At 52.2% G+C, this 22691-nt stretch carries 14 protein-coding genes; 10 read left to right on the plus strand and 4 right to left on the minus strand.

Annotation, left to right across the window (positions count from 1 at the left end; all coding sequences use genetic code 11):
* Window positions 1-84 precede the first annotated feature (84 nt).
* Window positions 85-963 carry an NAD(P)-dependent oxidoreductase gene (locus P2G85_RS04170; protein WP_275862864.1) on the minus strand — a complete coding sequence of 293 codons (879 nt, stop codon included), beginning with the start codon at window positions 961-963 and terminating at the stop codon, window positions 85-87.
* Between the two features lie 300 nt (window positions 964-1263).
* Here P2G85_RS04170 and P2G85_RS04175 point away from each other — a divergent pair, with 300 nt between their 5' ends.
* Together P2G85_RS04175 and P2G85_RS04180 are read left to right on the plus strand one after the other, a co-directional pair.
* Complete coding sequence (locus P2G85_RS04175; protein ID WP_275863068.1) at window positions 1264-1917, plus strand: HAD family phosphatase; 654 nt, start codon at window positions 1264-1266, stop codon at window positions 1915-1917.
* Between the two features lie 524 nt (window positions 1918-2441).
* A complete protein-coding gene (locus P2G85_RS04180) occupies window positions 2442-4073 on the plus strand; it encodes a methyl-accepting chemotaxis protein (RefSeq protein WP_275862865.1) in 1632 nt (543 codons plus the stop codon).
* A 419-nt stretch (window positions 4074-4492) separates the two neighbouring features.
* On the opposite strand, the gene P2G85_RS04185 is transcribed toward P2G85_RS04180, so the two are convergent.
* On the minus strand, window positions 4493-5425 hold the full coding sequence (locus P2G85_RS04185) for an endonuclease/exonuclease/phosphatase family protein (RefSeq protein ID WP_275862866.1): 933 nt from the start codon (window positions 5423-5425) through the stop codon (window positions 4493-4495).
* A gap of 96 nt (window positions 5426-5521) precedes the next feature.
* The gene (gene fdhF / locus P2G85_RS04190; RefSeq protein WP_275862867.1) at window positions 5522-9751 is read right to left on the minus strand and encodes a formate dehydrogenase subunit alpha; all 4230 of its coding nucleotides are present in this window, start codon (window positions 9749-9751) and stop codon (window positions 5522-5524) included.
* Window positions 9752-9938: 187 nt separating this feature from the next.
* On the opposite strand from fdhF, the gene P2G85_RS04195 reads away from it, so the two are divergent.
* The 5 genes from P2G85_RS04195 to P2G85_RS04215 all read left to right on the plus strand — a co-directional run bounded on the left by P2G85_RS04195 (window position 9939) and on the right by P2G85_RS04215 (window position 17530).
* Complete coding sequence (locus tag P2G85_RS04195; protein WP_275862868.1) at window positions 9939-10358, plus strand: hypothetical protein; 420 nt, start codon at window positions 9939-9941, stop codon at window positions 10356-10358.
* A gap of 223 nt (window positions 10359-10581) precedes the next feature.
* A complete protein-coding gene (locus P2G85_RS04200) occupies window positions 10582-11955 on the plus strand; it encodes a TolC family protein (RefSeq protein ID WP_275862869.1) in 1374 nt (457 codons plus the stop codon).
* 146 nt (window positions 11956-12101) lie between these two features.
* Entirely contained in the window at window positions 12102-13814 is a 1713-nt protein-coding gene (locus tag P2G85_RS04205; RefSeq protein ID WP_275862870.1) for an efflux RND transporter periplasmic adaptor subunit, read from the plus strand.
* Entirely contained in the window at window positions 13811-16939 is a 3129-nt protein-coding gene (locus P2G85_RS04210; protein WP_275862871.1) for an efflux RND transporter permease subunit, read from the plus strand. Before P2G85_RS04205 ends, P2G85_RS04210 begins: the two co-directional genes overlap by 4 nt.
* Before the next feature lie 75 nt (window positions 16940-17014).
* A complete protein-coding gene (locus P2G85_RS04215; protein ID WP_275862872.1) occupies window positions 17015-17530 on the plus strand; it encodes a copper-binding protein in 516 nt (171 codons plus the stop codon).
* Between the two features lie 64 nt (window positions 17531-17594).
* Here P2G85_RS04215 and P2G85_RS04220 read toward each other — a convergent pair whose 3' ends face one another.
* Window positions 17595-18926, minus strand: coding sequence for a ferric reductase-like transmembrane domain-containing protein (locus P2G85_RS04220; RefSeq protein ID WP_275862873.1), 1332 nt, complete (start codon window positions 18924-18926; stop codon window positions 17595-17597).
* A 213-nt stretch (window positions 18927-19139) separates the two neighbouring features.
* Here P2G85_RS04220 and bla point away from each other — a divergent pair, with 213 nt between their 5' ends.
* The 3 genes from bla (at window position 19140) to P2G85_RS04235 (ending at window position 22691) form a co-directional block, all read left to right on the plus strand.
* Window positions 19140-19985: a class A beta-lactamase gene (bla, locus tag P2G85_RS04225; RefSeq protein ID WP_275862874.1), complete on the plus strand. Its 846-nt coding sequence runs from the start codon at window positions 19140-19142 to the stop codon at window positions 19983-19985.
* 159 nt (window positions 19986-20144) lie between these two features.
* Complete coding sequence (locus P2G85_RS04230; protein ID WP_275862875.1) at window positions 20145-21299, plus strand: sugar diacid recognition domain-containing protein; 1155 nt, start codon at window positions 20145-20147, stop codon at window positions 21297-21299.
* 126 nt (window positions 21300-21425) lie between these two features.
* Window positions 21426-22691: a GntP family permease gene (locus P2G85_RS04235; protein ID WP_275862876.1), complete on the plus strand. Its 1266-nt coding sequence runs from the start codon at window positions 21426-21428 to the stop codon at window positions 22689-22691.

The raw sequence follows: 22691 nt of genomic DNA on the forward strand, positions 1-22691 counted from the left end.
TCGTCGATGTCAAAAGAGGTGCTAGAGCACCTCTTCTATTGCAACTCCGATACACCTTTCACCTTCAACAGGCCTGAGGCGCGTTTACTGCTGTTTGGCGACCGCCTTAATCAGTACCGAGGTGTCCATCCGGCCAAGGCCATCTCGCTGCAAATCGGCGTACTGCTGGTCGACTTTTTGAGTCAGAGGCAGACTCAGGCCCACCCGCTCGGCTTCTCTCAGGCAAAAACCCAGATCTTTGCGCATCCAGTCAATAGCAAAACCAAAATCAAACTTATCCTCTGCCATTGTCTTGGCCCGGTTTTCCATCTGCCACGAACCGGCTGCACCGTGTTTCAGCGTCTCAACCACTTGCTCGATGTCCAGTCCGGATTTTTGTGCCAGCAGAATCGCTTCACTCAAACCCTGCAAGATACCAGTGATACAGATTTGATTGACCATCTTACAACGCTGACCCTGACCATTTTCACCCAACAAGGTAATTTGCTTGGCATAGGCTTCCATTACCGGTAACACCCGGGCATAAATGTCTGGTTCGCCACCACACATGATGGTCAACACGCCATTTTCTGCCCCTGCCTGGCCACCTGAAACAGGCGCATCAACAAAATGATTGCCCATTTTCTTACATGCCAGCGCCAGTTCCATCGCCAGCTCTGCCGACGTTGTAGTGTGATCCACCAGTACCGCATCGGCTTTTAGCCCAACCAAGATGCCCTCTTCGCCGTATACCACGCTGCGCACATCATCGTCATTGCCGACGCACATAAACACCATATCGCACCCCTCAGCTGCCTCACTCGGGGTTTCACATACGGTGCCCTGGTACTCTTGTGCCCACTTTTGCGCTTTCTCTTGAGTACGGTTGTACACCTTGGTTTCATAACCCGCGTTGCTCAAGTATCCAGCCATTGGATATCCCATGACGCCCAGTCCGACAAATGCCACTCGTGCCTTCACCATTGCCAATCTCCCTTTTTTCACTGTAATGGGGGGAGCTTACTAAAAAAACACCACTGGCGCAGCCAGCAGGCAAGCTCCCCTGGGTTATAGAGTCAATTGTTGCAGAAAGACCAACACCATCAGAGCTGACTTCAGCCTCTCACTAACTGAATAACCATTTTAATCAAGTATGCCCCGCGGATGCATGTAATTGCCTGAAAGAAGCATTATTTGACAACATTATTATTAAACACAAACTGAAGAAATATGCCTGAGCTTATGTCAGAATGGCTTTTTCCCAGTTGTATTCCCGTTAACATCATGAATTACCAAGCTGCTATTTTTGACATGGATGGTTTGCTTCTTGATACCGAACGCGTTTGTATGCGTATCTTCAAAGAAGCGTGCCAGGTTCAGGCACTGCCTTTCCATGAAGAGATTTACCTTTCCATCATTGGCCGTAACTCAGCCGGTATTGAAACTATTTTCCGTCAGGCCTATGGCGACGATCTCGACCGTCTTCAGGCAGAATGGCGCACTCGCTATGACGCGGTGGTCAAGCACCAGGCCATTCCGGTCAAACAAGGGGTGGTTGAACTGTTAGAATGGCTGAAATCACAGAACATCCCGATGGCAGTCGCCACCTCTACAGCAAGCGAGGTGGCACAAAAAAAACTCGAACTGGCCGGGCTGAAGCACTATTTTGATCATTTGACCACCGGGTGTGAAGTCACCCATGGTAAGCCGGACCCGGAAATCTATCTGCTGGCAGCCAGCCGGTTGAACATTGAACCCACCAAATGCCTGGCTTTTGAAGATTCAAACAATGGCGTACGCGCTGCTGTAGCTGCCGATATGATCACTTTTCAGATCCCTGATTTGGTCTCGCCGTGTGAAGAAATAAAGGGCTTTGGCCACGCGATCATGCACTCAATGCATGACGTGTTGGACAAGCTCAAACAAGCTCAGTGGTAACATCATTCAACTGTTTGCAAACGCTCCGATTCTTGGGGCGTTTTGCCGTAGAGGTTATGATTCGCAGCGCCCGTCAGCCATCTGCCGGTTTAATAAGATACGCATCCATTCTCGATAAAGGAAAGTGAATCGTTATTCCACATCATGTGAAGCATTAAATTAAAACCTCACCCCTCAGTAACTATTATTCAACCACTAAACAAATGTAATTATCTTCATAAATACAATTATTTTTGCACTCCATAAAAATAAGCATGCTAATGTACACACCATATATAATGTACATTAGCAATGTCTTATTATAAATGATTTACAACAAAACCAATCTCCCATCAAATATAATCAACCCCTTAATCTTAAAAAGACTTTTATTAATTAAATAGAGGCAAACTTAATTTTGCTCACGCAAAAATTATCCGTGACACCCATCACACAAAATTCTCTTTATAATAGATAGACTCCGCTGTTTTTGGCCAAAACATCCGATGAGTTAACGCCCTGACATTCAGCGAAGTTATGAATCTATGAATTTATCCAATTTAAGCATCAGAAATAAAATCAGATCGCTAATTATTGTTATTGCCGTATCTGTTATCGCGCTTTCAATATTCTCTACTTCCCAGATGAGGTTTATTGAAGAAAAACTGATTACTTTTTCAGAAACCACCGTACCAAGTGTCATACTGGTCTACAATACGCAAATTGAACTGGGTAATTTAAGAAAAAATGAGTTTTCGTTATTGACTAACCTCGATCACCCCGAGTTTCGAAGCTGGGTAGCAGACTTAGACAAATCAGAGCAGATCATCGATGGCTACCTGGATGAATATGAAAACGGCCTCTGGGATCAGAGAGACCGTAACGCTTTTAATAACGTAAAAAGTGCATGGCAGGAGTACCGGGCCTTCAATAATAACTACTCAGAATTACTTCTTAATGGCAATGTAAATGAAGCGAACGAAAAACTACTCGGTGGTTTTGCTACATTTACAAAACTCTCCGATGCTATACAAGCCTTGGTGAAGCTTAACCAAACCTATATTGCAGAAGATATGCAAAGCGCAGATATTGTGGTTGATAACGCACTTAAATACAGCGTTGTTGCAATCATTGCACTGCTCATTTTGATGCTGTTAGCTGGCATGTATCTGACTAAACAGATTTGTACCCCACTTAACCATGTGGTCGACATGGCGTCTAAGATTGCCTCCGGCGATCTGACTCACCAACTGCCAAGGGAGCAGATTGGTAATGATGAACTGGGTGTGCTTGCTGACGCGTGCATTGATATGCAGGCAAACCTGACCAGCATCGTCGACAACATTGCTTCGATGACCGCACAAGTCAGTACTGCTACCGAAGAACTCAGTGCCATATCTGAGCAGACCTCAACCGGCATGGATGAACAACAAACTCAGCTAACCCTTGTCGCCACTGCTATGGATGAAATGCAGGCAACGGTCAACGACGTCGCCAACAATACAGAAGTGGCTTCTTCCTCAGCAAACGGGGCATCACAAGATGCCAAACAAGGTCTCGATGTCGTACAGGCATGTATTGAACAGATCCAACAAGCCTCTTCGGCAATTCAGTCAGTCGGCACTATGGTGAGTGAGCTGGAGCAGGATGCATCGAACATCAGCATTGTCGTCGATGTCATTCAGGATATTGCTGAGCAAACCAACCTGCTGGCCCTGAATGCCGCCATTGAAGCCGCACGGGCCGGTGAGCAAGGCCGTGGCTTTGCTGTGGTCGCAGACGAAGTCCGCACCCTGGCCAGCCGCACACAATCTTCCACCGAAGAGATCATCACCATTATTAACAAACTGCAGAGCTGCTCTAAGAGTGCGGTCGCGGCAACCACCGACAGTAACGGCATCATTCAGGTCTGTGTTGAGCAGGCACAAAATGCCGGTACCACCATCCAGCATCTGGAACAACGGGCTGACAGCATTGCCGAAATGAGCATTCAAATTGCCAGTGCCTGTAGCGAACAAAGTTCTGTCACCGAAGAGCTGCACCGCAATGTTGAAAACATCAACCAGTTCTCAAGCGAGGTAGCAACGGGCTCCAGACAGACCGCCGTAGCGTGCCGCGATCTGAGTGAACTGGCAATCGGCCTGCAAGACATCGTCAACCAGTTCAAAACAGCCTAACGCGATATCGCAAGTGGTATGAAATACCGTACCACTTGCGTTTCATCAGGCTTTCCGCCTCCGCTGTACCCAGCAGGCAGGCACGAACATCCTCGCGTCATCCCCAAGCACGCACTTTCCTGCAATCGTCATCTCGCCAGCCATTCCTACTATAGTTAAATAAAATCAAAGATATATGAGCATAATGTTATTACTGCACACCACGACATGAGCTTTTTAACAGAACCGCCATGGTACTGGTTAGTGTTTACTCACTTCACCACACGCCGCCGGTCTGAGGCGAAGACAGGTTGTAAATTTCTTAGGAAAGATAACTGGTGAAGCAAATCATGGTTGGCACTTTCATGCTGATTCTCCTGACCACCGCTTAAGAGAAGATCGTCCGGCACACAACAAAGTGACAACGTCACCAAACCTAATCACCGTACGCCGATCACCGAGGTGACCATCCGATGGTCTGAGCCTGACGGGTGACGGGAGGAGTGGCGAGAGCATATGATCCGCTCTTGCCGCGCAGACTTCAGCCATAGATGGTCGATACCAATCATGAATGGTTGCGGAACCTTGATGCCAAACAGGCTGGTAGGCCAACTGGTAACCGGAGCGGTAGTGAATCCGGGAAACAAATTGGAAAACTTAACGCTGGCTGCAGATAGATTAAAGTCACCGACCAGCAACATCTCCGGCGTCGGGTACAGCTCGGTCAGCCTTTCAATAGTTTGGATGAGTGCGTTTCTCCGGTGCCAGAGCGCTTGGGTTCTCGGTGACGGGGGATGAGCACTCATCAGGGTAAGCGGCGCTTGCTTTGGGACATGCCAACTGGCACGAATTATCTCCTGGCTGTCCGGAGTGTGATAAACGGAGATATCTGCCAACGGGTACTGGCTGAGGATCATCTGGTTAGAGGGGTATCCCACACCATGCTGGCCACCGTAATAATACGGATAAACGTCATTCAGCAAATGTAGCCACCTGCCGACCTCAGGGGTGAGTTCCTGCATCACCACCAAGTCTACCGGTTTTCTCAGCAGAACATTGATGAACTGCCGGACGTCAGGGTTATCATAAAAAAGATTAAACTGAACAACAGTTAACGGTTGCCGGCAGTCTGCAATGTCTCGCTGAGCAGGGACAACCGTTGGCATGAACAGCATCACCACCAGAACACAAGAGACACCTTTTGCCCAACGTTGCCTTACCAGCAGGATGAGGCTCAGTAGCGCGTAACAAAGCAATACAGGGGCGGGAAACGACGTCAGGTTTTCCGCCCACCACAGGTGCTCTTGCTGTCTCAATCCCAGCCAAATGGCGGCTGGCAACAGCAAGATTATCCATTGAAACAAGATAAGCATACAAACTACCACCTTTCACCATTACCTCTCATCATCTTATCTATGATTGACCGGCTTGCCAGCCTGTATGCTCACTTGTTCAGCGTTTACCAGCGTTTATTTGTCTGTCCGCGTAACCTCACCACTTAACTCCACTTTGGCCGCTGCCACTTTGAACTCCGGGATTTTTGCGTGCGGATCCGTTGCCGTAGTGGTTAAACGGTTGACCGGTGATTCGACAAAATGGAACGGGATAAATATCACCCCTTTCTGAATGCGTTTGGTAACAAAGGCATCAATCTCAATACAACCCCGCCTTGTGGTGACTTTCAGACGTTGGCCGTTACTGATCCCTAACGCTTCCGCGTCCTCAACACTGATCATCACCCGAGGTCCGGCAAGATTATCCAGCCCTTTGGTTTTGCGTGTCATGGTACCGGTATGGAACTGTTCCAGTATCCTTCCGGTGGTCAGCACCAGCGGATACTCGTCATCCGGCAGCTCTGCTGCATAGCGGAACGGAATGCCCACCATTTGCCCCTTACCGCGGGTAAACTGGGTCTGGTGCATAATCCGCGTACCATTCGGGTTATTCTTGTTACTCGGCCATTGCACCCCGTCAGGCGTAATCGCGTCCCAACGCAAACCGGCATACTGTGGCGTCACCCGGGCAATTTCACAGGTGATGTCAGAGACATTACGGTAATGCCAGTCACTGCCCATCGCGTTAGCCAGCTGCTGGATGATCCACCAGTCCTCTTTGGCCTCACCCGGCGGGTTGACCACCTGGTTCACCCGCTGGACCCGGCGCTCGGTGTTAGTGAAGTGACCGGATTTCTCAGCAAACGAGCAAGACGGCAACACCATATCCGCATACTGCGCGGTTTCGGTTAAGAAAATGTCCTGCACCACCAGAAAATCCAGCGCTTCTAACCCTTCGATGACGTGACTCTGGTTCGGATCACTCAGTACCGGGTTCTCACCCATGATATACAGGCCACGTACTTCACGGTGGCACGCTGCATCGATGATCTCAGTTAAAGTCAGGCCCTGCTCAGCAGATAAATCCGGCGCATTCCACTCAATGGCAAACTTCTGGCGCACAATCGGGTTATAAACCTTCTGGTAGCCCGGGAAGCAGTTCGGCAGCGCCCCCATATCACAGGCACCCTGAACGTTAGACTGACCACGCAGCGGGTTGATGCCGCCACCTTCAATGCCGATGTTGCCACACAACAGTTGCAGGTTGGCAATCGAGCGGACGTTATCGTGGCCGGTAGTGTGCTGGGTGATCCCCATCGAGTAATACACTGCCGTGCGCTCTGCGGTACCAATCATGTGTGCCATGGCAAAAATATCTTCAGCCTTAACCCCGGTGACCAGTTCCACCTTATCCAGGTTGTAGGCCGGTGACATCACCTCTTGCAGCAGGATGTCAAAGCCGTCAACCCGTTCTGCCACGTACTCTTGATCGTACCAGCCGTTTTTGATGATCTGCTGCATCACACCGTTGAGCAGCATCACATCCGTTCCCGGTCGGTGGGCCAGATACAGCTCCGCATGGTCCACCATATCAACCCGTTTCGGATCGGCGACAATCAAACGCGCTCCGCGGTGACGAATGGCCTGCTTAATATGTGAAGCAATGATCGGGTGCGCCGAAGTGGTATCGGAGCCGATAATAAAGATCACATCCGAGTGCTTAATACTTGGAATGTCGTTGGTCATGGCACCACTGCCAAGCGACGCCTCAAGCCCGGTCACTGTTGAGGCATGGCACAAACGCGCACAGTGGTCAACGTTGTTGGTACCCAGTTCGCGGCGGATGAATTTCTGGAACGCGTAGTTATCTTCATTGGTGGTTTTAGCCGAAGAAAAACCCGCCAGAGCGTTGCTGCCAAAACCTTGCTTAATCGCGGTAAACTTCGCTGCGATCAGCTCAATCGCTTCCTGCCAGCTTGCCGGCTGCAGCCAGCCATCTTTGCGGATCAATGGTGTGGTTAAACGCTCTTCGCTGGCGATAAAATCAAATCCAAACCGCCCCTTCACGCACAGCATGCCTTCATTGACCGGCGAATCCGCCCCTTTCACATAGCGAACGGTATTGGCCTTTTCGTCGACATACATGGTCAGCTTACAGCCCACCCCACAGTAGGTACAGATGGTATCAACGGCCTTCAGCTCCTCACTGCGTCCCTGTGAGCGATCCCGGCTGTCGACCATCGCCCCGGTCGGACACACCTGAACACACGCGCCACACTGTACGCAGTTCGAATCGCCCATTAAGGTCACGCCCTCACGCCGAGCACCTTTTCCTGGTGAGCAAAAGTGCGGACGCTCATCGGGTCTGAGCGCCGGGCGGCCTTGTTTATCACACATAAAGCTCAGCACGCCGTGCACCGCCTGCTCGCGGCACGCCTGGATACACTGGCCGCAGCTGATGCAGCGGTTGGCGTCAAACTCAATGAACTCCGAGCTCCGGTCAACGCTGAATTTATGGCGAGGCTCCTGGCTTCGCAGTTCGAGCCAGTCCTGGTGTGACTGCACCTGCAGTGACATATCAAAGCGCTGTTCAGCCTGGTACTCGCTGGAGTAATCACGCAATGCACAATCGGTATTTGCCTGGCAGCCACATTCCAGACAACGCGCCGCCTCTTTCATCGCAGCCTGGTTATCAAAACCCAGCTCCACTTCAGCAAAACTCTGTTCACGCTGCTCAGGTGTCAGCTCCGGCATGATTTCACGCGCAACTTTTTGAATGTTCTCAAAATGCAGTGGATCAACTTGCGCCAGTCGCTGCTCTTTGCGCGAGTTAAACGCCGGTTTAGGCATATCGGCCATGTCACCATTGAGGAACAAATCGATGGCTTTGGCCGCCAGACGGCCATCACCTACGGCCTCGACCGCTGTGGCAGGTCCGCGACGGAAATCACCGATACTGAAGATATTGCCGGTGCCGGTATGCATGGTTTGTTCATCGGCCTGAGCAGTGTTCCAGCGGGTAAGAGGGATCGACAGGGATTCATTTTGCAAAAAGCTCAAATCCGGCTTTTGCGACACCGCCGCGATCACCGTGTCAAACTGTTCGGTAAAAAAATCGCCGGTCGCTTCGGGGCGACGGCGACCGGAGGAGTCTGGTTCCCCCAATGCCATACGCTCAAGACGAATCGCGTTCACCCGCCCGTTGTCATCAGCGAGGTTTTCCGCCGGATTGGTCAGGAAGTGGAACTTCACCCCTTCATGTTCGGCTTCGACAATTTCATAGTCTTCGGCTGGCATTTCATCGCGGGTACGACGGTAAATCAGCGTGGTATCGGCTCCGGCACGACGCGCGGTACGCGCGCAGTCAATCGCCGTATTACCGCCGCCGATGACCGCCACTTTTGCTCCGGTGGTATAGGTTTGTTCAGTGACATAATCTTTGAGGTAGTCCACCCCAAGGTAACAGCCGTCTAAGTCACTGCCCGGATACTGCATGTCTACCGCCTGGGACGCACCGACCGCCAGACACACCGCATCGTACTCGTCACTCAGTTGCGAGAGGGTGAAGTCTTCACCAAGTTTTTGTTCAGTGTGGATCTGCATGCCGTTACGGCACATCAGCTCAATTTCCTGATCCAGGATATCCTTGGGCAGACGATATTCCGGGATGCCGTAACGTAGCCAGCCACCCGCTTTCGGCATCGACTCAAATACAGTGACGTCATAGCCTTCATTCGACAGGTAGTAGCCCGCGGTCAGGCCACCCGGTCCACCACCGACAACCGCCACTTTCAGCCCCTTTGCCGGTTTCTTTTCTGCTACGTAGGCCTGATGGGCCGACAAATCCGCATCGGCAGCGTGACGTTTTAGCTGGCGAATGGCAATCGGCTCATCCACCAGAGCACGGCGGCATTCACTCTCACAAAATGCCGGGCACACCCGGCCAATCGACAGCGGCATAGGCAAGGTGCGTTTGATCACTTCAACGGCTTTGTGATGATCATTTTGCGCGATGTGGTAAAGGTAAGACTGAATATCGACGCCCGCCGGACACGCGGTTTTACATGGCGCTTCGCAATCGGCGTAATGGTCGGTCATGATACGGTTGAGCGCCTTTCTTCGATGCTCGGTCAGTTGCTCTGACTGCGTCACCGCATTCAAACCATGATACACCTGTAATTCACAAGCGCGTTTGGTGCCACCACTTTCGACTTCGACCACACACAGGTCACACGGCACTTTCTCGTTACTTTTATTCATGCCGCACAGCGATGGGATCTCTACCCCACACACTTTCGCTGCTTCCAGAAGGGTCAGGCCCTCTTCTACAATTCTATACTTTCCATCGATGATAATTTCTATCATACAAACCCCGAAGCAAGTGCCATCGTTTTGAAACCACACATTCTATAAGGATAACGCCTGGCAAGGAAAGTCCGTGTGACAAAAAACTCAATACCCGGATATTATTTATTACAGATGACCTTGACCTTACCCCTAGGGAAAGGTCTATGCTTATGAAAATTTTGAGTCTCATTCATCAGGATAGGGTATGCGTTTCTCAATGCAGCATACAACTTGGTTAACACTGTTTGCGGCGTTGGTACTGTTAGTATCCAGCGTCGCCAACAGCACCCCGATGATAATGAGCCAGCCAGCAGCAGCGCAAAACGTGATGCTGCATGACCACTCAACCATGCTCATGAGCGAAAGTGAGCATTGCGCCCTGTCAACCACAGCGTCCAGGAACACCCCAAGCGCTGACCATTGCAACCCCGATGTCAGTATGAGTTGTGATGAAGGTGGCAAGGCACACAGTTGCTGTACAGCTACCTGTTCTTTGGTATTTGTGCCATCACCGGATTCGGTCAGCAGAGCGGCACCGCTCGCTTTTCGATCCGTTATTCACCAAGACAGCATCTCTCCTGTGGTGCAAATCAGCCGTGATTTGTTCCGCCCTCCGATTGCCTGAATCCGTTCTTCCCCAATTACTGCTCAACATTAAGTTACTGCTCAACATTAAGCTGCTGCTTAACGTTTGGCAGATCATTTAACTGCGCCTGAACGATGGTAATACTAACCTGAGCAAGCCGTTAATCCGTTACCCAGAGCATTCAACCGCTCGAAGGCTTGCCCTGACTGGTATCGCTGTTCCCGCTTAACACCATCGTTCCGGCAAACACTGGATTTAGAATATGGAATTCAAACCACATCATCTGGTCGCACCCATGTGCTCTCTGGTTTTGGTTGCCCTTCCTGCATTTACCAGCGCAGCACCAATGCTGTCGGATAGCAGGGTAGCAGAAGCCACCAGCACGCTGGCACAACTGATCAATATAGCGCTGAGTAACGATGGCAATCGCCAGCAATACTCCGCCCAGTCAGCGGCATTGCGTGAAACCGGCATCGCCAGTTCAACCCTGATGGATCCCAAACTGAAAGTCGGTTTTGGCGGCCTGCCGGTTGACAGCTTTAAGTTTGATCAGGACCCAATGACCAATATTTCAGTGGGTCTGATGCAGCAATTTGAACGCGGCTCAACCCTCGATTTACAGCAAAAGAAAGCCAACCAACAAGCCGACGGCCTGGCGCTGCAAATTCACGCCCGCGAGCTGGAAGTGGCCAACAGTATGAGCCAGCTGTGGTTAGAACTGGGCTACCAACAAGTCGCTGAGCAAATCATGCTGGAAAACCGCCGTCTGATGCGCGAGATGGAAAGCTTCATCCAGACCAACTATTCAATTGGCAAGAGTGAGGCACAAGATCTGCTCAATGCCCAGCTTCAGGTCAGCAAACTGGATGAAAAACTACAAGCCAACGCACAAATGCAGCGCCGCCTGATTTCACAGCTGTCTGAATGGTTAGGTTCCGACTGGCTGGCGACTGCCGAAACGCTGTCTGCCACCAATCAGCTCAACTGGCCGACGCTAAACAACAAACTGGCCGCAAGCACCGACTCCACCAAGCATTACCAGCAGCTGAGCCAGCATCCGATGGTGAAGATGGCGGATGTCAGCATTTCGGCCAACCAGACCCAGGTCGAGATTGCCGAGCAAGCCTACACGCCGCAGTTTGGCGTCGAAGTGATGTACGCCTACCGTCAGGCCAACAACATGCAGGGCGAACCGGCCTCTGATCTGCTCAGTGCCTATCTCACCATGGATATCCCGCTGTTTACCGGTAACCGTCAGGACAGAAACCTGGCCGCCGCCCAATACCAGGTCGGCGCAGCGCAGTCACAAAAAGACGTCTTACTGATGCAAATGAATGCCAGGGTCAACAGTCTGCTGGTTGATCGCGACAACTTAACCCAGCGTTTAGCGCGCTATCAATCGAGTTTGTTACCCCAGGCCAGAGCCCGTATCCAGGCTGTTGAACGTGGGTATCAGAACAATACCGCACAGTTTAATGATGTGATTTCCGCCACCACGGATGTGCTGGCATTGCAACTGGAACAACAACGGATGATTACAGATTTAAACTTGGTAAACAGCAACTTAGCTGCGCTATTTGCTGGCTTTGACTATCAGGTGTCGACACCTGAAGCTCGTTCTGTTTTATCCGATTAATTTTGTCGTCCCCCAGCACTGTTGGGCTACAGCCAGGCAATGCCATTAAGGCCCGCTCTCTATCCAGAGCGCGTATAGATGACGTCACGGGGCAGCCGCCGCCAGAAATGCTGCAGTGCCAAATGTTGCGGGAATAAGGTAACACAATGAAAAAACTACAAATTACAACTATTGCTTTGATTGTCGGTGGGGTTTTTGGCTTTGGCGCCAATCAATTGATCTCTGACGCCGGCCACGATATGAATGCGCTGGCTGGTACAGCCACATCAAGCGCAAACGAACCGCTGTACTGGGTCGCACCGATGGATCCCAACTACAAACGAGACAAACCGGGTAAATCGCCGATGGGGATGGATCTGATCCCGGTGTATGCCGAAGATCTTGCCGGCAATAACGATAAACCGGGTACCGTTAGCATCGACCCAGCAGTCGAGAACAATCTCGGGGTGAAAACCACGCAGGTCACATCAGAGCCTCTGTCACCACGGATTGAAACCGTCGGCTATATCGCTTTTGATGAAAGCCTGTTATGGCAAACCAACGTCCGGGTTGCCGGCTGGGTAGAAAAGCTCTCTATCAATGCGGTCGGCGAAAAAGTCAAAAAAGGCGATGTGCTGTTCACCCTCTACTCTCCTGAACTGGTTAAAGCACAGGAAGAACTGCTGAATGCTTACCGCACCGGTCGCAACGGCTTAGTCAAAGGGGCAACCGAGCGACTGCTCACCCTGGGGGTTGACCGCGCACAAGTTCAAGCGATTGCCCGCCGCGGCAAAGCATCGCAAACCATCGAAATCAAGGCCCCTGCCGACGGGGTCATTGCCAGCCTGAACGTGCGAGAAGGCGGCTACCTTTCTCCGGCACAGGCGGTGATCAGTGCCGGTCCACTCGACCACGTGTGGGTAGATGCCGAAGTCTTTGAGCGTCAGGCACACTGGATGAAAGCCGGCAGCAACGCCACTATGACCCTGGATGCGATTCCGGGCAATGAATGGCAGGGCGTGGTGGATTATGTTTACCCAATCCTGGATCCCAAAACGCGAACTTTGCGTGTTCGGCTTAAGTTCCCGAATCCAAAAGGCGAGCTAAAACCCAATATGTTCGCCAACATCGCGTTGCAACCGATGACTGACGATGCAGTGCTGACCATCCCGAAATCTGCGGTGATCCGTTCCGGTGGCATGACCCGAATCGTACTGGCTGAAGGGCAAGGCAAATATCGTTCAGCCCGGATTGAAGTCGGCCGTGAGGCAGGCGACAGAATTGAGGTATTACAAGGGCTGAAAGCAAACGACCGGATTGTCACCTCGGCGCACTTTATGCTGGATTCAGAATCCAGTCAGTCGGCGGATCTGTCGCGGATCAATGGCGTGGAAGCGGTGGCAGAGACCGTATGGGCGAACGGTGAGATCACCGACGTGATGCAAGATCACCGCATACTGACCATCAACCATCAGCCGGTACCACAGTGGAACTGGCCCGGAATGGTGATGAACTTTAGCCTGGCAGACGGCGTAACCATCGACGAGTTACAAAAAGGTCAGGCTATCGAGTTTGCCATGCAGAAAACCGCGTCCGGTCAATATCAGATCGTTGACTATAAGGCGGACGACAGCGTGATAATGGCCGAAGTGTGGTTAACCGGTGACATCAGCATGCTGATGGCCGACTTTGGCATGATCACCTTAAACCATTTGCCGGTAGCGGAGTGGAGCTGGGATGCTGGCGAAATGAACTTCTCCGTTGGTGAAGAAGTCAGTCTATCCGACTTTGAAGAGGGGCAAAAGGTCCGGTTTCTGATCGAGAAACAAGGTGCTGATTACGTGCTGAAACAACTGGAAGCGATTGAGGGCCAATTATGATCAGTGCAATTATCCGTTGGTCACTCAACAACCGATTTCTGGTTTTGATCGCAACCTTAGCGCTTGTTTTATCTGGGCTTTACAGTGTAAAGAACACACCGGTAGACGCGATTCCGGATCTTTCCGATGTCCAGGTGATCATCAAAACCAGCTACCCGGGCCAGGCACCGCAGGTGGTGGAGGATCAAGTGACCTATCCGCTCACCACGGCGATGCTGGCAGTACCAGGTGCCGAAACGGTGCGGGGTTACTCTTTCTTTGGTGATTCTTATGTTTATATCATTTTTGACGATGATACCGACATGTACTGGGCACGTTCGCGCGTATTGGAGTATTTAAGCCAAGTTGCACCTAACCTGCCGGCCAGTGCCAAGCCGACCTTAGGACCGGATGCCACCGGTGTTGGCTGGGTATACAGCTACGTGCTGCAGGACAAAAGCGGTCAACATGATTTAGCTGAACTGCGCAGCCTGCAAGACTGGTTCTTAAAGTACGAACTGCAAACCGTTGACGGCGTTTCCGAGGTGGCGACGGTTGGCGGTATGGTCAAGCAGTACCAGGTGCAGATCGATCCGGCTAAGTTACGCGCTTATAACCTGACGCTGCAGCAAGTCAACATGGCAATCCAGAACGGCAACCAGGAAACCGGTGCCTCGGTGATTGAAGTGGCCGAAGCCGAACACATGGTTCGTACCACCGGTTACCTCACCGGGGTCGAAGACATTCAATCACTGCCACTTAAAGTCACCGAAAAAGGCACACCGTTGCTGCTTGGGGACATCGCCGATATCAACCTTGGCCCGCAAATGCGCCGCGGCATTTCAGAGTTCAACGGCGAAGGCGAAGCCGTGGGAGGCGTAATAGTGATGCGCTTCGGCGAAAACGCCAGTGAAGTGATCGCCAACGTCAAAGCCAAGCTGGCTGATTTGCAGCGCAGCCTGCCGGACGGCGTTGAAATTGTCACTACCTATGACCGCTCTACCCTGATTGATTCTGCGGTAGAGAACCTGTGGAAGAAACTCGCGGAAGAGTTCATCGTGGTTGCGATCGTGTGTGCGCTGTTTTTGTTCCACCTCCGCTCCTCAATGGTGATTGCCTTAAGCCTGCCGGTCGGTATTCTCGCCGCATTTGTGGTGATGCACTGGCAAGGGATTAACGCCAACATCATGTCTCTGGGGGGGATTGCGATCGCCATCGGCGCTATGGTGGACGGGGCGATCGTGATGATCGAGAACGTGCACAAGCATATTGAACGCACGCCTCTGACCGATAAAAACCGCTGGCAAGTGATTGGTAAAGCGGCTGAAGAGGTGGGCGCACCACTGTTCTTCTCACTGCTGATCATCACGTTAAGTTTTGTCCCGGTGTTCGCACTGGAAGGCCAGGAGGGTAAAATGTTCTCCCCGCTCGCCTTCACCAAAACCTACGCCATGGCCGCTGCCGCAGGTTTAGCCATCACGCTGGTACCGGTACTGATGGGCTATTTCATTCGCGGCAACGTTCTGCCCGAACACAAAAATCCAATCAACCGTGGCCTGGTGGCACTGTATCGCCCCCTGCTCAACCTCAGCCTTAAATACCCTAAGAGCATGATTGTACTTGCACTAGGATTGATGGCCTCGGCGTACTACCCGACCAGCAAGCTGGGCAGCGAGTTCATCCCGCCACTGGATGAAGGCGATTTGATGTACATGCCGACCACCTACCCGGGTATTTCCATCGGTAAAGCGCGGGAGCTGCTGCAACAAACCAACAAACTGATCAAAACCGTGCCGGAAGTGGAAACCGTATGGGGCAAGGTTGGTCGTGCAGAAACCGCCACCGACCCGGCACCACTGAACATGATTGAAACCGTTATCCAGCTCAAACCACGGGATGAATGGCGCGAGGGCGTGACCACGGAATCGCTGCGCAAAGAGTTCGACCAACTGGTGCAGTTCCCCGGTTTAACCAACGCGTGGGTCATGCCGATCAAAACCCGGATCGACATGCTGGCCACCGGGATCAAAACCCCTATCGGGATCAAGATAGCCGGACCGGACCTGAGCGTGATCGAGCAAATTGGGGCCGAACTGGAACCGATTTTAAATGGCATCGACGGGACCGCGTCGGTGTATGCCGAGCGTGTCGCGGGCGGCCGTTACGTGACGATTGACATCAAACGCCGCGCCGCCGCCCGTTACGGTTTGAGCATCAAAGATGTCCAGCAGGTGGTCTCGACCGCCGTGGGCGGGATGAACGTCGGTGAGACGATTGAAGGACTGGAGCGTTACCCGATCAACGTGCGTTACCCGCAGGAGTACCGTGATTCTGTGGTTAAGCTGCAAAACCTGCCATTGGTGACACCAAACGGCGCCCGGATCGCTCTGGCTGACGTCGCGGACATTCGTTACGAAGATGGCCCGCCAATGATCAAAACCGAAAACGCGCGCCCTAACGGCTGGGTGTTTGTCGACATCGATGGACGCGACCTTGGCTCTTATGTGGCGGAAGCGCAGCAAGTGGTGGCGCAGCAGCTTGAGTTACCGGCTGGTTACTCACTGGCGTGGTCTGGTCAATATGAATACATGGAGCGGGCCAAAGAGCGACTCAGCGTCGTTGTGCCTATCACCATCGCCATCATCATGCTGCTGCTTTACTTCAGCTTCCGCCGGGTCGGTGAGGTGATGATCATCATGCTGACGCTGCCACTTGCGATGGTCGGTGGCCTGTGGCTGATGCATTACCTCGGCTACAACTTCTCGATTGCGGTGGGCGTCGGCTTTATCGCCCTGGCCGGTGTGGCGGTAGAAATCGGTGTGATCATGCTGGTCTACCTTAACCAGGCATGGCTCTACAAAAAGCTCGATGCCTCAGAAAAACAACGATCTTTGCAGGCAGAAGATCTGACCGAGGCGATTCGCCAGGGCGCCGGCCTGCGCGTACGCCCGGTGATGATGACCGTTCTGACAGTGATCATCGGCTTAATTCCGATCATGTACGGCGAAGGCACCGGCTCAGAAGTGATGCAGCGTATCGCCGCGCCGATGATTGGCGGTATGGCATCAGCACTGCTGCTTACCCTGCTGGTGCTGCCGGCCATCTTCAAACTATGGAAACAACGCGAACTGACCAAACAGTCGTGATCATCGCCTCCCCCTCACAACTTATCTAGCGAGGGGGAGTCATCGACTTTACAGCAAATTCAAAGGATATTTATGATGAACAAAACACTACTCACCCTAGCGCTCGCACTAACGACAACCAGCGCCTTCGCTCAAATGGACCACGCGAATATGGACCATGACAACATGGATCACAGCAAAATGGATCATTCCACGATGATGGGCATGCCGGGCATGTCTGCGGTAGGGATGCCCGCCAATGGGGCAAAACCGGACAAAGTGGTCCACGTACTCCTCAGCGATGATATGACTATCCGCTTCAAAAAAGAGGTCAGGATTGAGCCGAATGATGTGGTGCAGTTTGTGGTAATGAACACCGGAAAAATCAACCATGAGTTCACGATTGGTTCAGCTGCAGAGCAACTGCAGCACCGTGAGATGATGAAAACCATGACCGGTGATCATATGCATGATTCCGGCAACGCCGTAACGGTGAAACCAGGTAAAGCGAAACAGCTACTGTGGCACTTCCATGGCGACAATAAAGTCGAATTTGCCTGCAACATTCCGGGGCATGCCGAAGCCGGTATGGTTAAAAAACTGGAACTATAACCACTTGTTCTAACAGGAGCCGGACTGCCGGCTCCTGTTTAGCCGTTAGTGAGGTTAATGGGTGTTATCTCATTACAAACAGTTCTTCATGATAATGCTGCTCAACGTTGACCCGATAGTGCTCTAACTCCGTTTTCAGTGTTTTCGAAAAGGCTTCAGGGCCGCAAAAATAAAACTCATAATTGCTGAGATCGCCACACTTAGCCACAATTTGCTGCGTATTAAGCCTTGGCGCAACCTGAGTATCAATCACACTGAGTGAGACCCGTGCTTTACGCGCCAGGCTCCATAGCTCATCGACCAACGCACTGTCGGTCCCACGGGTACAGTAAAACAGATGTACCGCCGGATGAGCCTTGTGCGTTTGTAACGCTTCCAGTACCGCAAAGAATGACGCTATTCCCACGCCCCCGGCCACCCAGACTTGTGGCTGATTAAGGTCAAACGCCAGCCGGCCATAAGGGCCTTCAATCGTCAGCGGATCCCCTTGCTTAACCTTCTGGTACAGACCGGTGGTGAAATCACCCAGTTCCTTGATCAGAAAGCGCAACTCACCGGCATGACTGGCCGACACAATCGTAAACGGATGCGGATCTTCCTCCGCGAAGCTCAGATAAGCAAACTGCCCAGGCCGATGCCCCGGCCAGGCATGATCCGGTCTGACAACCAGTTCCATCAGCCTGGTTTCAGGCAGAAACCGCGTTGACACTACGGTCGCTGCAACGCGGTTGCCCCGACCAACCAGCCCCAACAGGCTGTACAGCGCAGCTAATGAGCCCATCGCGGTAAAGACCAGGGTGACAAAATACACCGGCTCTCCCCAGTAGGCCCGCTTGATGAGCAACACCGAATGCACAGCAATCATTAAGTACGCCACTGCCATCAGACGATGAGAGAGTTTAAACGGTTTGTACTTGACCACCGACCAAAGTGACACCACCAGCAGGACCAACAGCAAATAGAAGCCCTTTTCACCCAGCTCAAGTCCAAAATGGCGCAGTTCGCTGATCCAGAGCTGCCAGCCGGCCAGATTGCCGGCAGGGCCCTCTCCGGTGTGTTTCACTGGCTTTTCCAGCACGCCAGATAACACCAGCCATTTGGGCACCTGATAGAAAAGCCAGTGCACCACTCCGAGCGAGACACCGCCGATCCCTAACCATTTGTGCAACCGGTAAGCTTTATCCATCCCCCGGACCCAGTCTTCAATCAGCGGCAAACGCAACGCCAATACCATCGCAACCGACATCAGCAGCAAAGACAGGATACCCGAGTACTGGATCAAAGCAGATCGCCACTGAAACAGTTCGTTCGACCCCAGTAAACCAGGCTCGGCGGCCAGCCACAACACCGTGAGGGCTAACACCATCGCCCCGAAAAGATTTAACCATTTTTTCATTGTATTTCACTCACAACCGTTACCCCTGCCAGCTTAATCCAGCCAGCGTAAAGCACCGTCAATGCAGGTAAAGTTGAGTAAATTCCTCTGGCCTGTCGATATTCCTACACAAAAAAGACAGGAATCTAACAGTCTGCCCCGGCTTCAATCGCTATAGTCTCACCACCCTATCGTCAATGGGCGACCATTCATCACAACCACAAGAAACAAAACATGAAAAAGTTGTTGCTACTGGCCGGGTTGCTCATCGGTTCAATGGGCAGTTACGCCAACCCGTTTGTTCAGGACATCGCCGCGCTTGAACAGCGAATATCGGGCCGGATCGGGGTAGCGGTTTATGACTCACAAACCGATCAGCTACGCCATTACCGAGGCGATGAACGCTTCCCGTTAATGAGTACCGCAACACCGCTGATCTGTGCCACCCTGCTGCATGAAATGGATCAGGGAAGCATCGCTCGCGACATGATGCTCTCCGTGAGTAAAAACCAGATCGTGATGGGCTCCCCCATCATGCTCCGACAAGTGGGCAATCTTGTCCGGGTTGAACACGCCTGTGAAGCCGCGATGCTCACCAGTGATAACACCGCCACGAACCTCGCCATGCAAAGCGTTGGCGGCCCAGTGGCCGTTAACCAGTTTCTGCAGGCTGTCGGCGATGATGTCACCAGAGTAGATCGACCCGAGCCGAAATTGAGTGACGCCCGTCCCAATGATGTGCACAACACTACCACGCCCAATACCATGCTCAGCACCCTGAAAACCCTGCTGACCGAAGATGCGTTGTCTTACGAGTCGCAAATCCAACTCAAGATCTGGATGCAGGACAGTCAGGCATCCGACCCCCTGCTCCGCTCAGCACTTCCCGACCGCTGGTCAGTGGCCGATCATTCCGGTGCCGGTGGATTTGGCTCAAGGGGGCTGGTCGCCATGCTTTGGGATGACAACCATTTGCCGGTTTTTGTCGCCATTTATCTCACCGAAACCGACCTCTCTCTGCAAGCCAGGGATCAGGTGATTGTCGAAATCAGCCACATGATCCTGCGTTCACTCAATTAAGCCAACACCGTGCGGCGCAATATGGCCAGCATTGCTTGGGTGGCGCAGTTATCCACTGCCAGTTTCTGGTCATTATCCGCGGCAGGCGTTGCCAGCTGCTAGGTATTCTCGAACACGGTTGTTATTATCTGATCATTCTCTCCACGACATATACTTGCCATGCAGCTAAACGAAACCATCGCACGCCAAATCGTCAGCCGGGCGATGAAAATCATTCCCCACTCCGTCAACGTGATGAACGAAGAAGGCCGTATCATCGGATCCGGTGATCCCTCACGGATTTTGCAAAAACACGAAGGGGCAGTTCTGGCGATTGCCGATAAGCGCATCGTGGAAATCGATCACGCCACAGCGGGTAACCTGAAAGGGGTAAAACCCGGTGTCAACTTACCCATTCTGTACCTTGATAAAGTGATAGGTGTGATCGGTATTTCAGGGCAGCCCGAATCGGTTCGCCCCTATGGTGAACTGGTTAAGATGACCGCTGAAATGATTGTCGAACATGCGGCTCTGATGTCGCAGGTTGAGTGGAACAAACGTCATCGTGAAGAACTGGTGTTACAGCTCATCCAGGGGGCTAACCTGAATGAAACCCAGCTGCAGTCCATCGCGGAGCGCCTCGATCTGGACCTATCGATTCCGAGGGTCGCAGCAATTGTCAAAGTGTTTCCGGATAATGATACCCCATTATCTCTGGAGCACTTACAGCAACTGGTTCATCTGCTGGAATACCCCGAGCGGGATAACCTGGTGGGTATTCTTTCCGTATCAAATAACGAGGTGGTGGTCCTCAAACCGGTCTCTTTGCATCAGGGCCAATGGTCAACAGCGGCCGAGATGAAACGTGTCACCCGGTTGATGAAACGCATCAAACGCGAAGCAAAATTTACCATTAAACTTGCGATAGGCGATTACTTTACCGGAGTTGAAGGATTAGCCCACTCATTTGAAACCGCCAAGCTGACGATGAAAATGTGTCAGGCACAAGAAAGCGAAGTGCTGTTTTTCCAGGATCGCCAGTTGCCAATTTTGCTCAGCAGTGTGGTTGAAGAGTCATGGAAAGCACAGAAACTGCGCACCCCTTACCAAAAACTTCGCCGATCAGACAATAAAGGCACCCTGATGCGCACATTAAAGGCCTTTTTTGCCCAGAATTGTGATTTACATCAAACCGCACAGTCACTGCATATCCACCGCAATACACTCAGATACAGGCTTGATAAGATAAACCAAGAAACATCATTAAATATCAACAATATAGACGACTTATTTCATCTGTATCTGGCCATGCAGCTGTTTGACGATGAAAACTAGATTTGTGCAAATGCACAACTTTGCCGTAAAAATTAATGATATTTTTGTCATTTCAACTAAAGACGCTGTTGGCCGGACTCCGTATATTCCGCAGTCATTACCTGATCCCATACTTGGAATATAACTATGATAGAAGTCTCTACCTTAGGCGCGCTGGCAGCACTGGTTGTCGCCATTGCGCTGATCATGAAAAAAGTGCCACCAGCCTACGGCATGCTCATTGGTGCATTAATCGGCGGTGTGGTTGGCGGGGTATCGTTAACCGATACCGTTGGGCTGATGATCGGCGGTGCGCAAGGCATTGTCACGGCGGTGTTACGTATTCTCGCCGCCGGTGTCCTGGCGGGAGTGCTGATTGAATCTGGTGCTGCCACCGCCATTGCGGAATCGATCGTCAAAAAGTTCGGCGAGACCCGAGCCCTGCTGGCACTTGCCGTGGCAACCATGATCCTGACTGCGGTAGGCGTTTTCGTCGATGTTGCCGTGATCACCGTATCCCCGATCGCACTGGCCATCGCCCGCCGTGCTGACCTTTCCAAGACCGCGATGTTGCTGGCGATGGTCGGCGGCGGTAAAGCCGGTAACGTAATGTCACCCAACCCCAACGCCATCGCAGCAGCCGACGCTTTTGACGTGCCCCTCACCTCAGTGATGGCGGCTGGCGTGATCCCTGGCTTGATTGGGATGTTCTTCGCCTACTTTCTGGCCAAACGTCTGGTCAACAAAGGTTCAAAAGTCCACGAGAGTGAAGTGGTCAGTGTGGATCATTCCACCCTGCCGAACTTTGCGGCGGCAATTGTTGCGCCGTTAGTCGCCATTGCCCTGCTCGCCCTGCGCCCGCTGGCCGGTGTTAACGTCGATCCGCTGCTCGCTCTGCCCCTCGGTGGTTTGATCGGTGCCGTAGCCATGGGCCGCTTTAGCCACACTAACCGGTTTGCGGTTTCCGGCCTGAGTAAAATGGCCCCGGTCGCCGTGATGTTGCTCGGTACCGGTACCCTGGCTGGCATCATCGCCAACTCCGGGCTGAAAAATGACCTGATCCATATACTGACCCTATCCGGCTTGCCTTCTTACCTGCTGGCACCATTCTCCGGCGCATTAATGTCACTGGCGACCGCCTCGACGACTGCGGGTACTGTGGTGGCATCAAATGTGTTCTCAGGTGTGATTCTTGAGCTGGGCGTACCGGCACTGGCGGGCGCAGCAATGATCCACTCCGGTGCAACCGTACTGGATCACATGCCGCACGGCAGTTTCTTCCATGCCACCGGAGGAGCAGTGCATATGGGCATCCATGAACGTTTAAAACTGATCCCATATGAGTCGGCGGTCGGCCTGGTTATCGCTTTGGTCTCGGTGATGATGTTTGGCGTGTTTGGTTTGTTTGTTTAA

The sequence above is a fragment of the Vibrio sp. CAU 1672 genome (assembly GCF_029223195.1).
GTDB lineage: Bacteria > Pseudomonadota > Gammaproteobacteria > Enterobacterales > Vibrionaceae > Vibrio.